Source organism: Variovorax sp. GW821-FHT06D12 (assembly GCF_059419205.1).
Genome location: NZ_JBWKRI010000001.1, coordinates 1,207,106 through 1,222,294, shown reverse-complemented (window position 1 = coordinate 1,222,294; position 15,189 = coordinate 1,207,106). Strand labels below are relative to the sequence as shown.

General features: G+C 66.3%; 15 protein-coding genes and 1 tRNA gene. 13 read left to right on the top strand and 3 right to left on the bottom strand.

Annotated features, from left to right (window positions below):
* The first annotated feature begins 2 nt into the window (after positions 1-2).
* From AC07SQ_RS05540 to AC07SQ_RS05530, 3 genes are all read left to right on the top strand, one after another.
* Entirely contained in the window at positions 3-377 is a 375-nt protein-coding gene (locus AC07SQ_RS05540; protein ID WP_095747662.1) for an integration host factor subunit alpha, read from the top strand.
* 64 nt (positions 378-441) lie between these two features.
* Positions 442-900 carry a MerR family transcriptional regulator gene (locus AC07SQ_RS05535; RefSeq protein ID WP_495270483.1) on the top strand — a complete coding sequence of 153 codons (459 nt, stop codon included), beginning with the start codon at positions 442-444 and terminating at the stop codon, positions 898-900.
* A gap of 26 nt (positions 901-926) precedes the next feature.
* Positions 927-1,003 (top strand) — tRNA-Pro (locus AC07SQ_RS05530).
* Between the two features lie 361 nt (positions 1,004-1,364).
* On the opposite strand, the gene AC07SQ_RS05525 is transcribed toward AC07SQ_RS05530, so the two are convergent.
* A complete protein-coding gene (locus AC07SQ_RS05525; RefSeq protein WP_495270484.1) occupies positions 1,365-2,705 on the bottom strand; it encodes a M20 metallopeptidase family protein in 1,341 nt (446 codons plus the stop codon).
* Between the two features lie 237 nt (positions 2,706-2,942).
* Here AC07SQ_RS05525 and AC07SQ_RS05520 point away from each other — a divergent pair, with 237 nt between their 5' ends.
* From AC07SQ_RS05520 to AC07SQ_RS05505, 4 genes are all read left to right on the top strand, one after another.
* A complete protein-coding gene (locus AC07SQ_RS05520; RefSeq protein WP_495270485.1) occupies positions 2,943-3,902 on the top strand; it encodes a Bug family tripartite tricarboxylate transporter substrate binding protein in 960 nt (319 codons plus the stop codon).
* On the top strand, positions 3,903-4,661 hold the full coding sequence (locus AC07SQ_RS05515; protein WP_495270486.1) for an SDR family NAD(P)-dependent oxidoreductase: 759 nt from the start codon (positions 3,903-3,905) through the stop codon (positions 4,659-4,661).
* Between the two features lie 108 nt (positions 4,662-4,769).
* Positions 4,770-5,963, top strand: coding sequence for a CaiB/BaiF CoA transferase family protein (locus AC07SQ_RS05510; RefSeq protein ID WP_495270487.1), 1,194 nt, complete (start codon positions 4,770-4,772; stop codon positions 5,961-5,963).
* On the top strand, positions 5,960-6,979 hold the full coding sequence (locus tag AC07SQ_RS05505) for a Bug family tripartite tricarboxylate transporter substrate binding protein (RefSeq protein WP_495270488.1): 1,020 nt from the start codon (positions 5,960-5,962) through the stop codon (positions 6,977-6,979). The genes AC07SQ_RS05510 and AC07SQ_RS05505 overlap by 4 nt, the downstream gene beginning before the upstream one ends.
* 105 nt (positions 6,980-7,084) lie before the next feature.
* Here the strand turns inward: AC07SQ_RS05505 and AC07SQ_RS05500 are convergent, their stop codons facing one another.
* The gene (locus AC07SQ_RS05500; protein WP_369646485.1) at positions 7,085-8,047 is read right to left on the bottom strand and encodes a Bug family tripartite tricarboxylate transporter substrate binding protein; all 963 of its coding nucleotides are present in this window, start codon (positions 8,045-8,047) and stop codon (positions 7,085-7,087) included.
* A 137-nt stretch (positions 8,048-8,184) separates the two neighbouring features.
* On the opposite strand from AC07SQ_RS05500, the gene AC07SQ_RS05495 reads away from it, so the two are divergent.
* Positions 8,185-9,066, top strand: coding sequence for an SMP-30/gluconolactonase/LRE family protein (locus AC07SQ_RS05495; RefSeq protein WP_495270489.1), 882 nt, complete (start codon positions 8,185-8,187; stop codon positions 9,064-9,066).
* Here AC07SQ_RS05495 and AC07SQ_RS05490 read toward each other — a convergent pair.
* A complete protein-coding gene (locus AC07SQ_RS05490; protein ID WP_062473426.1) occupies positions 9,063-9,971 on the bottom strand; it encodes a LysR family transcriptional regulator in 909 nt (302 codons plus the stop codon). The genes AC07SQ_RS05495 and AC07SQ_RS05490 overlap by 4 nt on opposite strands.
* A gap of 102 nt (positions 9,972-10,073) precedes the next feature.
* Between AC07SQ_RS05490 and AC07SQ_RS05485 the strand changes: the two genes are divergently transcribed.
* The 5 genes from AC07SQ_RS05485 to AC07SQ_RS05465 are packed head-to-tail and all read left to right on the top strand — an operon-like array spanning position 10,074 to position 15,188.
* On the top strand, positions 10,074-11,165 hold the full coding sequence (locus tag AC07SQ_RS05485) for an LLM class flavin-dependent oxidoreductase (RefSeq protein WP_095745991.1): 1,092 nt from the start codon (positions 10,074-10,076) through the stop codon (positions 11,163-11,165).
* 21 nt (positions 11,166-11,186) lie between these two features.
* Positions 11,187-12,128: a flavin reductase gene (locus tag AC07SQ_RS05480; RefSeq protein ID WP_495270490.1), complete on the top strand. Its 942-nt coding sequence runs from the start codon at positions 11,187-11,189 to the stop codon at positions 12,126-12,128.
* A gap of 28 nt (positions 12,129-12,156) precedes the next feature.
* Complete coding sequence (locus tag AC07SQ_RS05475; RefSeq protein ID WP_495270491.1) at positions 12,157-13,317, top strand: acyl-CoA dehydrogenase family protein; 1,161 nt, start codon at positions 12,157-12,159, stop codon at positions 13,315-13,317.
* A gap of 3 nt (positions 13,318-13,320) precedes the next feature.
* Positions 13,321-14,430 (top strand): acyl-CoA dehydrogenase family protein, encoded by a 1,110-nt coding sequence (locus AC07SQ_RS05470; protein ID WP_495270492.1) that lies wholly within the window; start codon positions 13,321-13,323, stop codon positions 14,428-14,430.
* Positions 14,427-15,188 (top strand): enoyl-CoA hydratase/isomerase family protein, encoded by a 762-nt coding sequence (locus AC07SQ_RS05465; protein WP_495270493.1) that lies wholly within the window; start codon positions 14,427-14,429, stop codon positions 15,186-15,188. The genes AC07SQ_RS05470 and AC07SQ_RS05465 overlap by 4 nt, the downstream gene beginning before the upstream one ends.
* Position 15,189: the final 1 nt, after the last annotated feature.

The window sequence follows — 15,189 nt, the reverse complement described above, 5'->3', positions numbered from 1 at the left end:
AGATGAACGCCGCCGAATTCACGCTCGAAGCCCTCGAAACGCCGGCGCTCACCAAGGCGCACCTGGCCGACCTGCTGTTCGAGCAGATCGGCCTGAACAAGCGTGAGTCGAAGGACATGGTGGAGGCGTTCTTCGAGCTCGTGGCCAGCAGCCTGATCGAAGGCACGGACGTGAAGATCTCGGGCTTCGGCAACTTCCAGATCCGCGTGAAGGCGCCGCGTCCCGGACGCAACCCGCGCACCGGCGAAGCCATTCCGATCGGCGAGCGCCGCGTGGCCACCTTCCATGCGAGCGCCAAGCTCAAGGAGCAGATCCAGGGCAGCGTCGAGCCGCAGGGCGGCACTTCCGAAGTCGAGTGGAGCCTGGGCGCGGAATAGTGCTTGGTGCTGTGCGGCCGCGTAGAGTAATCTATGAGGTTTCCCGCGCACAGTCTTGATTTCAATGGAGAAAACGCTCCCGCCGATTCCCGTCAAACGCTACTTCACCATCGGTGAGGTCGGCGAGCTCTGCGGCGTGAAGCCGCACGTGCTGCGCTATTGGGAGCAGGAGTTCACCCAACTGCGACCGATGAAGCGGCGTGGCAATCGCCGCTATTACCAGCACCACGAAGTGCTGATGATCCGCCGCATCCGCGACCTGCTCTACGACCAGGGCTTCACCATCAGCGGTGCGCGCAACAAGCTGCAGGAACTCACGCAGGGCGAGCGCGACCGTCGCAAGGCGGGCGAAGTGCCGCTCGAAGGCCTGGAGGCCATCGAGATCGGCCAGGAGGAATTCGACGCCGCCGTGCACGAGGAACCGAGGCCCTCGGCGGCCGAGCAGACCGTCGATCTGTCGCAGTTGTTGCACCTTCGCCGCGAACTCTTTGAAATTCGTGAGCTTCTGACTGTCGGACACTGAATTTAGCCCGCTATAATCGAGAGCTTCGGTGTGTGGCGCAGCCTGGTAGCGCACTTGCATGGGGTGCAAGGGGTCGAAGGTTCGAATCCTTTCACACCGACCAAAATTGACAGGGGTTAGCAGCGTAGTAGTTGCTAACCCCTTCGTCATTTCTGCTGCCCATGCAGCTAGAGGTCCCCTCAATCGTGACGCTTCGACCTCGCCGAGATGTCAGCACGACCGCCAGAGCGCGAAGACATTTCCCAAGGAAATGGACCAGCCACTGGGGCTAGGCTAAGGGCCCGGCGCTCGCTCGGGGAATCGGAGTGGCGCCAACAGAAACACACATCAAGCCGCTGCTCAGTTGAGCGGGGCTTTTTCTTTATGCGTCCAGTGGAGGCGCGTTTCTGGATGCGCAAATCCTTCCGCGAGTTGTGGGCGAAGTCTCAAGGGCATGTGCCGCGCGGCTTGGACCATCCGATTCATCAGGGCGTGCCTGTCCTTGCACGTGTCATTTGCGCCAGGGTCGCACTGGTCAAGGCTCTCACCCCGATGCGCATCGCGGACTCATCGACGGTGAACAGCGGCGAATGATTGGTCGGGCCAGCGCGATCGGGGTACGGCGAGGCGTTCAAAATCCAGAACACCACCGGCACGCCCGTGCCGCCGAAGGCGCCAAAGTCTTCCGATCCCATTGACGGCAAGATCTCCGTGACCTTGTCTTTTCCTGCTGCAGCCTTCAATGCATCGACGAGCGCCATCGTGGTCGGCGCATCGTTGACAAGCACGCCGTAGCCCTCGCCGGTATCGATGCGCACATTGGCCTTGACGCCGTAGCTGGCCGCGATGTGCTCGGCTTTCATGCGAATCTGCTCGTGGGCGACCTTCTGGTTCTGCGCCGACAGTGCGCGTACCGTGCCCGAGAGTTCTGCGGTCTCGGGCAGGATGTTGAAGCGGTTGCCACTTTGCAGCATGCCCACCGTCACTACGGTGGCGCCTCCATCGATCGTCGGGTTGGTGCGGTGGCTGACGATGTTCTGCAAGCCCAGGGCAATTTCCGCCGCCGCCAACATGGGAGAGTTGGCCGCCCATGGCGCGGCGCCGTGCCCACCAGCGCCGTTGAGCTTGATGTTGAACACGTCGATGCTGGCCAGCATGGCACCAGGTCGATAGGAGATGGAGCCCTTGGGCGCTTGTGCGCCGATGTGCTGGCCCAACACGACATCGACCTTGGGATTGTCCAGAACGCCGGTCTTGACCATTGCCAGCGCGCCGCTGGGGTTTTCGGCGCCGGGGCCGATCTCTTCGGCCGGTTGGAACAGGAAGACCACCGTGCCGGGCAGATCCTCTCGCATGGCCGAAAGGGCTTGAGCCGCGCCTAGCAACATGGCTACGTGTGTGTCGTGGCCGCAGACATGCGACACCGAAACTTCCTGGCCACGCCACAGGGCCTTGGCCGTTGAACGGAACGGCAGGTCGTTGCGCTCCTCGACAGGCAGGGCGTCCATGTCGGCGCGCAACGCAACCACCGGGCCGGGCTTGCCGCCACGCAATACGGCCTTGATGCCGGTCTTGGCGATGCCGGTCTGGACTTCGACACCTGGGATCTTGCCCAATGCGGCAGCAATGTACTTGGCCGTCTCGACTTCGGCGTACGCAAGTTCTGGATGCTGATGGAGATGGCGACGCCATGCGATGACGTCGGGCTCGGCTGCATCGGACAAGGCGAGCGCGCGCTCGAGCAGGTGCTGCGGTGTCGCCGCGGAAGCGGTGGCCATTTGCATGGCGATTGCCGCTGCACACAGGAGTGGTTTCAGGACGTTCACGATGTCGCTTTTCCTTCTGATGGATGTGAGGTTGTGAAATCTTGCGAAGATGAAGCTGCGTTTCGTCTCTGTGCAGCGCCGGTGGCTTCCTCCGAGGGCGGTTCACTGTAGGTGGACACCTCCCGGACGTTTCTCCCGAAACTACAAAGCACCTTTTCATCCCTTGATGCATGCCGCCGAGCCCGCGCTCCTAAACTGAGGAAAGCCATCTCGGCACCCCATTCAGGAGACATCGCCATGCACAACCGGAAGCGCCTCGGCGGCTTTCTGCTCGGCCTCGTCCTCGCCGTCGGCACGGCGCAGGCCCAGCAACCTCTTCGCATCGTCGTGCCCTTTGCGGCTGGCGGCGGCACCGACCAGTACGCGCGGCTCCTGGCCGCTGAACTCACCAGGCGCGGCACCCAGACCATCGTCGACAACAAGCCAGGCGCCAGTGGCATCTTGGCAGCCGACAACGTCGCGCGCTCCAAGCCCGATGGCACCACCGTGCTCATGAGCTCGCTGAGCATTCTGGCCAGCAACACCGTGATGTACGACAAGCTGCCCTACGACCCGGTAAAGAGCTTCGCGCCCGTCACGCAGATCGCCTACCAGCCGACCATCATCGTGGGGCGCTCGGACCTGCCCTACAAGAACATCAAGGAAATGGTGGCCTATGCCAAGGCCCATCCGGACAAGATCAACCGCGGGTCGCCGGGCGCCTCCATCCTGACCAACCTGGCGCCGCTGGCCTTCGAGGGCATGGCCGGCATTCGCACGACGCACATTCCGTTCAATGGCGATTCGCCCGGCTTGCAGGCGCTGCTGGGCAGCCAGATCGACATTCAGGGGACCTCCATCACCGGCCCGTTGCAGCACATCAAGGCGGGCAAGATGCGTGTGCTGGGCGTCATGGACGCCAAGCGCCTGCCTCAGGTGCCCGATGCGCCCACGTTCAAGGAGCAGGGCTACGACATCGAGGCACTGCTGTGGTACGCGCTGTCCGCGCCAGCCGCCACGCCCACGGACACCATCGACAAGCTCAATCGCGCCGTCAACCAGGTGCTGGTCGATCCGGACTTCATCGCGCGTTCCCAGGCGATCGGCATGGAGCCGCGAGGCGGCACGCCGCAGGCGCTGGCCGCCTATGTGAAGGCCGAGACCGAGCGCTGGGTTCCATTGCTCCAGCGCCTGGATCTGCCCAAGCAGGGGCATTGAATGCGTCCGTCGTTCGATGACACGGTGGCCCTGGTCAGCGGGGCGAGCCAGGGCATCGGCTTCGCCATTGCGACCCGCCTGCTGGAGGCCGGCTGTCGCGTCGCGTTGACCGACATCGACGCCGACAAAACGCGCGAGGCCGCCGCGCGCACGGGCCATGCGGCGGACCGCGTGCGCCCGTACGCGCTGGACGTGCGCGACGCCGCGCAGTGCGAGGCCGTCGTCGCCGACCTGCAGCAAGCCTGGGGCCCCGTGGGCGTGCTCGTGAACAACGCAGGTGTCGGTGGCCGCAGCGCGGCGTTCGAGGCGCAGTCGCTCTCGGATGACATCGACCACGTGATGGCGGTGAACGTCAAGGGCGTGCTCAACCTGACGCTGGCATGCACCGAAGGCCTGCGCAAGTCGCGCGGTGCCATCGTCAATGTGGCGTCCATCACTTCGCTCGTGGCGACCTCGGCCCACATGGCCTATGGCGCGTCGAAAGGGGCGGTCGGTCAGCTCACGAAATTCCTGGCGCGCGACTTCGGTCCGCATGGCGTGCGCGTCAATGCCGTCGCACCCGGGCTGGTCATGACGCCGATGACCGCCCACATCGCGGACGACGCGGAGCGTCGCGAGCGGATGGTGCGCCGCACGTTCCTGCGCCGCGTGGGCGACCCGCAGGACATCGCGGGCCCCGTGGTGTTCCTGGCCTCGGAGCAGGCGCGCTACGTCACCGGGACCATCCTGCCGGTCGACGGCGGCTACACCGCCAACTGATGGAGGCCGCGCGGCTGCGCCGTGCGCGGTCGTCCGGCGATCGCCTGGGCGAACAGGCGAACCGCATCGAAGACAAGACCCGAGAACCATCGAATGAACCCAACTTTCATGCAACCCCTTGCCGGCGTGCGCGTGCTGGACCTGTCCCGCGTCATGGCCGGCCCGCTGTGCGGCATGGCGCTGGCCGACCTGGGCGCCGACGTGATCAAGGTCGAACACCCTGAGCGCGGCGACGACACGCGCGACTGGGGCGTGCGCATCGGCAACCACAACACGTCCTACTTCAACAGCTGCAACCGCAACAAGCGCTCCATCTGCGTGGACCTGCAGGACGAGGAGGGCCAGGACATCGTGCGCAAACTTGCCGCGCAGAGCGACGTGGTCATCCAGAACTTCAAGTACGGCGGGGCGCAGAAGATGGGCCTGGGTTACGAAGACCTGCGCAAGCTCAACCCGAAGCTCATCTACTGCTCGATCTCCGGCTACTCGGTGCTCAGCCAGGAAAAAGCGCGGCCGGGCTATGACCTCGTGATCCAGGGCGAGACCGGCTTGATGGCCATGAACGGCGAAGAAGGCCAGGGCCCGCTGAAGTTCGGCATTGCCGCGGTCGACATGTTCACCGGCATGTACTCGGCGCAGGCCATCCTGGCCGTGCTCTACGAGCGCACGCGCACCGGCGAGGGCCGCCACATCCAGATGTCGCTGTACGACAGCGGGATGATGATCACCTCGTACTACGGGCTCACCGCCTGGCTCAACAAGGGCGACCCCGCCAAGTTCGGCAACTCGCACCCGTCGATCGTGCCCTACGGCGTGTTCGAGGCCGCGGACGGTCCGGTGGTGATCGCGGTCGGCAACAACGGCCAGTTCAGGAAGTTCTGCGACGAAGTGATTTTTTGCCCCGAGCTGCCGGTCGATCCGAAGTTCGCCACCAACACCGAACGCTCGAAGCACCGGCACGAGTTGCTGCCGCTGCTGCTCGCGAAGATCGGGCAGTTCTCGCGCGCCGATCTCATCGCACGCATGAACACGGCGGGCATTCCCTGCGGGGAGGTGCTCGGTCTCTACGACGCGCTGCAGTCCGACCGCACGGCGCAGACACAGGTCTGGCACCGCTTCGAAGACACGCAGGCGGGGCCGCAGGCCGTGCACGCGCCGCCCTACATCATCGACGGCGCACGCGCGGGCGTGCGCCACCACCCGCCGCACCTGGGGGAGCACACGGCCGAAGTGCTGCGTGAGCTGCTCGACATGGGCGACGGCCAACTTGAATCCCTGAGCCAAAGAAGCGTCATCAAATGAAATTGCATCGCATCCGAGAAACCGAACCCGCCGCCCCGCGCCGGCTCCTGCTGAAGTCGTGCCTCGCGGCCGGCGCAGCGCCCTGGCTGGCGTCGCTGTCCGCCGGCGCCAACGCGGCGAGTCGCTGGCCCGAAAAAACCGTTCGCATGGTCGTGGCCTTTCCGGCCGGAGGCCCGACCGATGCGACCGCGCGCCTGGTCGCGCAGAAGCTGGCCGGCGCGCTCGGCCAGCCCGTCATCGTGGACAACCGTCCCGGCGCCTCGGGGTCCATCGGCACCACGTCGCTGATCAAGTCGGCGCCCGATGGGTACACGGTGTCGATGTTCGGCATGCCCGCGCTGGTGGCGCCGATCGTCTACAGGAACAACCAGTACGACGTGCGCAAGGACTTCACCTGCGTGGCGTCGGTCTACGACCTGCCGCTGGTCTTGATGATCAACCCGCTGGTGCTGCCGGGCGTGAACGATCTCAAGGGCTTCATCGCGGCCGCCAAGGCGCAGCCGGTCAACTACTCCACCGCGGGGTCGGGCAGCATCGGCCACCTGGCGATGGAGCAGCTCAAGGACATGGGCGGCTTTCCCATGCAGCACGTGGGCTACAAGGGCAGTGCGCCGGCCATCACCGATCTGCTGGGTGGGCAGATCGGCGCCATGTTCGTGGACCTGGTCGCGGCCATGCCGCACATCCGCAGCGGACGCCTCAAGGCGCTGGCGCTTGGCTCTGCCGATGCCCGGGCCTTCCTGCCCGAGGTGCCGTCCATCGCGCAGCAAGGCTTCGCCGGTTTCAACGTGAGCAGCTGGAGCGGCCTGATCGTGCCGAACGGCACGCCGGCCGGCGTGGTGACCCGGCTCGACTCGGAGCTGCGCCGCATCCTGGCCGAAGCGGACACGAAGCGCGGGCTCGAAAACATCGGCGCGCTCAGCGCCTACCAGCCGCCGGAAGTCATGAAGCGGCGAATGGCCAGCGAGTTCGAGCGGTGGAACAAGGTGGCGTCGGAGAAGGACATCTCGATCTGATTTGGGGTTGGCACCCTCGGGTGCCGACGCCCTCGCAGCAACGCCCCGGAACCCGAAGCCCTTCGAGGCTTGAGTTCCGGGGCGTTGTGCATGGGGCCCTGAGGATCAGTGCGATTGCTTCGGCAGATTCAAACTGCGCAGGATCGGAAGCCAGCGGTCCGCCTCGACCTTGATGAACCGGGCCAGCTCTTCGGGCGTGCCGCCGCGGGGTTCCATGCCGATGGCGCGGGCGCGGGCCACGAAGTCGGGGTCGGCGATCACCTGGTTCACGGCCTTGTTCAGCCGGTCGATCGCCGGCTTGGGCGTGCCGGTAGGCACCGAGAGGGAGTACCACAGCGTGGCTTCCATGTCGAAGCCCTGTTCCTTGAACGTGGGGGCGTCGGGCACCTGCGGCAGACGCTGTGCATCCATCACGCCGAGCACGCGCAACTTGCCCGATTTCACGTAGGGCAGCGATCCCGTGATGGACGTGCCGTGGATGTCGATCTGGTTGCCCAGCAGCGCCTGCAGCGCGGGGGCATCGCCGTTGAAAGGAATGTGCAAGGTGCTGAAGCCTTGTTCCTTTTCGAAAGCGATGGGTGCCAGGTTGGTCAGGATGGCCGCGCCGGGCGAACCGCGGTTGATCTTGCCGGGGTTCTGCTTGGCGTAGGCCACCATTTCCTTGATGTTCTTGTAGGGCAGGTCGGTGCGGCCCACGACGATGGCGGGCTGGTAGGCGATCTGCGTGACCGGTGCGAAGTCCTTCACGGGGTCGTAGGGCAGCTTCTCGTAGAGCACGCTGTTGTTCGCGAGCGTGCCCAGCGACGACACGAGCACGGTCTGCCCATCCGGTTTGGCGCGGGCCACGTAGTCGGCGGCAAGGATGCCGCTGGCGCCGGGCTTGTTCTCGATGATGACGTTCAGCCCTTGCTTGCCGAGTTCCTGGGCCAGGATGCGGCAGTACTGGTCGGTGCCGCCGCCGGCCGCAAAGGGCACGACGAGGCGGGTCACCTGTTGGGCAAGGGCGAGGGCCGGGGCGAGCGCGCAGGCACCCAGCGCCAACCCCATGACGAGTTTTCGATAGCTCATTCTTGTCTCCTGTTCTGGTTCGAATCGAACGCTGGATTCAGTCTAGGGCGCAGCTCCCAGCAGTGATCTGCAAGGAATGAAAAGCAGCTTTGCGGGATGCGCCGACAGGGACGCCAGCGCGCCCGCACACTTGCCCGATGACCGTGAAGATCACCCGGGTCGGGACGACCAAAGATCAACTGGGCGAGAGCCCCTGCTGGGATGCCGATGCACAGGCGCTGAACTGGATCGACGCGCTGGCCGGCACGCTGTGGCGCTTGAAGCCCGAGGCCGGGTTGCCCGAGCGGCACCCGTTGTCCGCGCCCGTGGGCTCGATCGCGCCGTGCCGCAGTCAGGCCGTCGTGGTGGCGCTGCGCAACACCTTTGCGCGTTATGACTTCGCCACGCGGACGCTGGAGCACCTGGCCCGCATTCCCGTGGACGATCCGAAGGTCCGCTTCAACGATGGCAAGTGCGATCCGGCGGGCAACTTCCTGGCGGGCACCATGCACGTCGATCGCCAGGCCGGCGAGGCGGTGAAGGGCGGGCTCTACCGGCTGCGCCCCGACCTTCGCGTGGAGCACCTGGCCGACGACATCGGTTTTGCCAACGGGCCTTGCTTCAGCCCCGACGGCCGCGTGCTGTACCTGGCCGACAGCCTGGAGCGAACCATTTGGGTTTATGACTACGACCCGGATGGCCCCTTGCGAAACAAGCGCCTGTTTGCAAAGACGCACGCCTTCGACTCCGGGCCCGACGGGGCGACGGTGGATTCACAAGGGTTCCTCTGGACAGTGCTGACCCGCGCCGCCAAGCTGGCGCGCTATGCCCCGGACGGCACGCTGGAGCGCCTTGTCGAGTTGCCGGTGAGCTACCCCACGAGCATCTGCTTCGGCGGGCCCCGCCTGGAGCACATGTACCTGACCAGCATTTCACGCAGCGCGCGGCTGGAGGGCAACCAGGCGCAGGATGGCGGGCTGTTCGTGATCACCGGCCTGCCCGCCACGGGGCGTCTGCCCCATCACTTCGCCGACGTCTAGCGGGTCTCGCTTCTGAGTGCGTCCGCCACGTAGTCCACGAAGGCGCGCACCTTCAGCGGCAGCACGCGGCTCTGCCGGAAGACGGCGAAGACGCCGTTGGAGAACGCCCGCACGGCAAAGCGGTATTCGGGCAGCAGCCGCACCAGCGTGCCGTCGCGCAGGTCGTCGCGCACGGTGGCCTCGGACAGCAGCGCCACGCCCATGCCGCCGATGGCAGCCAGCCGCAGCAGCTCGCCGTTGTTGGCGCTGAGCACGCCCTGGATGGCCAACTCCTGCTGTTCACCCGCCGGGTCGATGTACTTCCAGGTGATGACTTCGCGCTCGCGCCGGTAGGTGAGGCAGCGCACGTGCGGCAGGTCGCTGGGATGCCGGATGCGCGAGTAGGTTTTCACGAAGGCCGGGCTGGCCACCAGCACCTCGTCGCTGGACTGCAGCCGCTTGATGACGAAGCCTGAATCGTTGGACTCTCCGGTGCGAATGTCGACGTCGAAGTCGTGCTCCACCAGGTTGATCGGATGCTCGGAGAGTTCGAGCTCGACACGGATGTCGGGGTAGAGCTCCGCGAAGCGCGGCAGCAGCGGTGCCAGCACGCGCAGGCCGATGTGCGTGCGCGAATGCACGCGCAGGCGGCCTTCGGGCCGCTGGCGCGCGTTGTGCACGGCCTGCTCGGCCTCGCTCATGAGCTCCAGCATCGCCTCGGCCCGCTCCAGGAAGGCCTGGCCTGCTTCCGTCACCTTGAGGTTGCGGCTGGTGCGGTCCACCAGTTGCACGCCCAGTTCTTCTTCCAGTGCGCTGATGCGCCGCGAGATGGTTGCGGGCGAAAGGCTGAGGCTGCGGGCCGCGGCCGAGAGGCTGCCTTTGCGCTGGGTGGCCACAAAGATGCGCAGCGAGTCGAGGGCCTTCATTTCGAAAGACGCAAAGAAGCTGTGCGTTCGCTGGTGATCCACGCAGGCGTTGAGTTCCTACGATGGACCTCGATCAACACCAGCCAACCAGGAGCAACAGCGATGGATTTCGGAATCTTCATTTTGATGCAGCAGCGGAACAAGCATAAGACCTCCCACCAGATCCTGCGCGACGCCATCGAGCAGACGCGTCTGGCGGACGAACTGGGTTTCGGTGCTGCGTGGTACGCCGAGCACCACTTCAGCAACTACGGCATGTGCTCGTCGCCGCTGACCATGATCGCGCACTGCGCCGCGGTCACCCGCAACATCCGGCTGGGAACCGGCATTGTCGTCGCTCCGCTGTACACGCCGGCCCGCCTGATCGCCGATGTGGCGATGGTCGACCAGTTGTCGAACGGCCGCCTGAACCTGGGCATCGGCTCGGGCTACCAGCAGTTCGAGTTCGAGCGCTTCGGCGTGTCGCTCGAATCCGCCAAGGGCCGCACCTTCGAGATGCTCGACATGCTCGAGGCGGGCCTGAAGGAGCCCAAGTTCAGCTACGACGGCGCGTACTACCAGCAGCCGATGAGCGCCATCAGCCAGCGCGCGGTGCAGCGACCCATGCCGCCGATGTGGATCACCAGCGTCGACCCGGCCTTCCTGTCGCGCGCCGTGAAGTCCGACCACCACGTGTTCGTCTCCGGCGGCGACGGCGGCCTGGAGAAGCTGGCGGGCACCCGCGCGCTCATCGACAAGGTGGCCACGGCGGAGGGCAAGGACCCGGCCGGCGTGCAGGTCGGCCTGCTGCGCGCGGCCTATGCGAGCAACAACAAGGACGAGGTGGAAAGCTACCTCGAGTGCGCCCGCTACCAGCGCCGCATCGCCGTGAGCCTGAAGCGCCGCACCGCGCAGATCGCCGACGACTACCAGGTCGAAGAGGGCATCGTCGAGGGCGAGCCCACGCTGGACGAGATGCGCGCGCTGCTGCCCGTGGGCGACATCGACACCGTGATCGAGCGCGTGGTCAACGAAATCCGCACGCTCAAGCCGGTGCACTACTGCTTCCAGACGCAGATGGGCGATTTCGACCACGCCACGATGCTGCGCCAGCTCGAGGTCTGGGGCAAGGTCATCATTCCGACGGTGCAGCAGGAGATCGCCAACGATCCGCCGCATCGGCCCGCGGTCCAGAGCGAACTCGCTGCGGCCTGAGGCCGAGCGCCAGGAGACGCCATGTCCGAAGTCGCTGAAGAAGAAAGCACCCGCGGCGCCATCGAGCCTGCCCAGTTCCGTCAGCTGCTCGGGTGCTTTCCGACCGGCGTGGCGGTCATCACCACCTGCACGCCGGACGGCCAGCCAGCCGGCCTGACCTGCAACTCCTTCAGTTCGGTCTCGCTGGACCCGCCGCTGGTGCTGTTCAGCCTGCGCAATGCGAGCCGATTGCTGGGCACGTTCCAGGCGGCGGACGGTTTCGTCATCAACATCCTCTCGGAGCAGCAGGACGCGCTGTCGGGCCGGTTTGCTTCGAGCAAGGTCGAAGACAAGTTCGAGGGCGTGCCGTGGCGCACCGGCGCGCTGGGCATGCCGCTGATCGACGATTGCCTGGCGAGCTTCGAGTGCCGCGTGCATGCGGCCCACGAAGCCGGCGACCACACCATCTTCATCGGCGAGGTTCGGCACCTGAGCGCCGGAGCGGCCGACCAGGCGCTGGTGTTCTACAAGGGCGCTTACATGAAGCTGGCCGAGTCGCTGCGCAAGCTGGTCGTGGAAGGGCGGCTGGGAGACGCCGACATCGACGAGGCCTATCGCACGCTCTATGGCACGTTGCTGCGCCTGGCCAGCGAACGCGCCACCGAGGCCGAGCTCGACGCCGTGCATGAAGCCGCCGGTGCCATTGAGGCCCACCCCGACGACGCGCCGCTCAAAGAGCGCATCGCCTCCGCCAGTGCGTTCTTCTCCTCGATCGCCGCGGCCGGCCACAACGAAGCGCTCACGCTGATGGCGCAGACCATGACCAGCGTGCTGCGCGAGCGCATGACGCACGTGCTCTCGGTGCGCCCGCGTCCCGACCTGTTTCCGCTGCGTCGCAAGGTGGCGCACAACCTGCGCCGGCGCGACGCCGCCGGTGCCACTGCCGCCCTGGACGAGCTGATCACGCAGCTGCGCAAGGGTTGAGCCTTTCCGAAATTCCACAGGAGACAAGATGTCCATCGACTACGCCGGCTTCCGGCGCGAACTCGAATCGTTCGTGCGCAGTGCCTGCCCGCCAGAGATCCGCGCCGTCGTCGCGGCCGGCCAGAAGATCACCAAGCGCGAATACCAGGCCTGGCAGAAGATCCTCAACGCCCAGGGCTGGGGTGCACCGAGCTGGCCGCGCGAAGCCGGCGGCACGGGCTGGGACATCCGCCAGCGCCTCATCTTCGAGGAAGTGATGGCCGAGAACGACTGTCCGCCCCTGTACCACCATGGGCTGGGCCATATCGGGCCGGTGATCATCCGCTTCGGCACGCCCGAGCAGAAGGCGCGGTTCCTGCCGCGCATCCTCGACGGTTCGGACTGGTGGTGCCAGGGCTATTCGGAGCCCGGCTCGGGTTCCGACCTGGCCTCGCTGTCCACCAGTGCACGGCGGGAGGGCGACGAGTGGGTCGTCAATGGCCAGAAGATCTGGACCTCGCATGCCCACGAGGCCAGCATGATCTACATGCTCGTGCGCACGTCGAAGGAAGCGAAGAAGCAGGAAGGCATCTCGCTGCTGCTGGTGCCCATGGACACCCCGGGCGTCACCGTGCGTCCCATCAAGACCATCGATGGTTGGCACCACCTGAACGAGGTGTTCTTCGACGAGGTGCGTGTGCGCGCCGACAACCTCGTCGGCGAGGTCGGCAAGGGCTGGACCTGCGCCAAATTCCTGCTCGAGCGTGAACGCCTCCCGCCGGCCAACGTGGCGCGGCTGGAACTCATGCGCCGCCAGGTCACGCAGCTGGTGGAAGAGGCGAGCCGTGCCACTGCGGGGCTGCGCGACTTCAGCGGCCTGCACCACAAGCTGCTGCTGTGCGAGGCCGACGTGAAGGGTGCGCGCGTGATGATGGCGCAGGCCACCGATGATCTGATCCACCAGCGCCCGCTGGGCGTGCAGCCCTCGGTCATCAAGATGACCTGCGCCGACGTCGCACAACGCCTGACGACCATCGCCCTCGATGCGGTCGGTCCCGATGCCGCCCATCGTTTTCTCGCCGAAGCCGGGGACGACGTGCCCGACGCCACCTGGATCCAGAACTACATGTTCACGCGCGCCCGCACCATCGCCGGCGGCACCTCCGAGGTGCAGCGCAACGTGGTCGCCAACGAACTCCTGGGAGCCTGAGCCATGTCCACATCTTTCCCGTCGCTCTTTCCCGGCATGCTGCTGGACGCGGCGAGCCGCTATGCCGAGGACCACATCGCCCTCGAGGTCCAGGGCGACCCCGTGCGCGAACTGGGCTGGACGGCCACCCTCGTGCCCGAGGAGGCCGGCGGTGTCGGCGGCTGCCTGAGCGATCTGGCGTCCATCGTGGAGGGGCTCGCCACGCACGGCCTGCAACTGCCGGTGGTCGAGACCTGCGCCGTGGTGCCGCTGTTGCTGCAGGCCGCAGGTGCTGAAACGGCCCGGCGCTGGCTGGAAGCCGTGGCCGAGGGCAGCGTGCAGATGGCACCCTTGACCGCCTTGTCTTCCACGCCCGACGTCCATGCGGTAAAGGCGAGGCACCTCGACATCGGCTATGAGCTGAGCGGCGCCGTGCAGGGCGTCGATGCGACGCTGCCTGCCACGCATTACCTCGTGCCTGCGCAAGTCGATGGCGAGGACGCCATCTTCCTGGTCGATGCCGAACGCATCGGCGCACCGAAGGCCCGCTACCGGACGATGGAGGGCCGCGCGGGCGCGGACTTCACGCTGGCGCAACTGGCCGTGCCCGAGAGCGCGTGCATCGCGCGCGGTGCCGCTGCACGCGATGCGTGCGCCAAGGCCACCGATGCCGCCTTGCTGCTCACGGCCGCCGACACGGTGGCCGCGCTGGCCACCCTCATCCGCCAAACCGTCACCCACCTGAAGGAGCGGCGCCAGTTCGGCGTGGCGTTGTCGAGCTTCCAGGTGCTGCGCCATCGCGTGGCCGACATGTACGTGAAGTACCTGGGCGCCAAGGGCCTGGTGATCCATTGCTTCAACGAATACGAGCAGGACGCGCCCGATCTGCGCCGCACCCTGCGCCTGGCCAAGGTGTCGCTGGCCGAGTCGGCGCGCGCCTGTGCGGAAGCGGCCATCCAGATGCACGGGGGCATGGGCGTGAGCGAAGAGGTGCTGGCCACGCGCACCGCGCAGCGCCTCATCGCCTCCGAGTTCCGCTACGGCGACCGGCTCCTGCATGTCGCCCAGCTGCTGGCGCCACAGGCGTGTGCACCGCAAGTTTCTTTTTCCAACCAAACCGGGAGTGTGCGATGAGCATCAATTTGGAAGTTTCCGACCACATCGCCGTCGTCCGGCTCGATAAACCGCCGGTCAATGCGCTGGACCGCGCCACGCGCCGCCGCCTGATCGAGATCTTCGACGAGGTCTCCGAGCGCTCCGACGTGCGCGTGGCGATCCTCACGGGCACCGGCAAGTTCTTCTGCTCCGGCGCCGACCTGAAGGACCGCCCCAATGCCGAGAAGGCCGGCGACTTCCTCGACCACAACCGCTGGACGCGCGAGACGGGCAATGCCATCCGCGAATGCGCCAAGCCCGTGATCGCGGCCGTCAACGGCCCCGCACTGGGCGCGGGCTTCGGTCTCATGGCCTCCTGCGACATCTTCCTGGCGAGCGAGGACGCCACCTTCGCCATGCCCGAGATCAACGTCGGGCTCGCGGGCGGTGTCTCGATGCTGCGCACCATGGTCGGGCGCTCGTTCACGCGCCGCATGTTCTTCACCGGCATGAAGGTGCCTGCCGCCGAGCTGTACCGCCGCGGCGTGATCGACGAGGTGGTGCCCGCAGAACAGCTGATGCCGCTCGCGCTGGAGATCGCGCAGGAGATCGCCTCCAAGGCGCCGCTGGCCATCGCCTATGCCAAGCAGGCCGCCAACATGATGGACCTGATGCCGCAGCGCGACGGCTACCGCTTCGAGCAGAACTTCACCATGGCGCTGGCCCGCACCGAAGACGCGCAGGAAGCCCGCACGGCCTTCCTCGAGAAGCGCAAACCTGTCTACAAGGGGCGCTGAG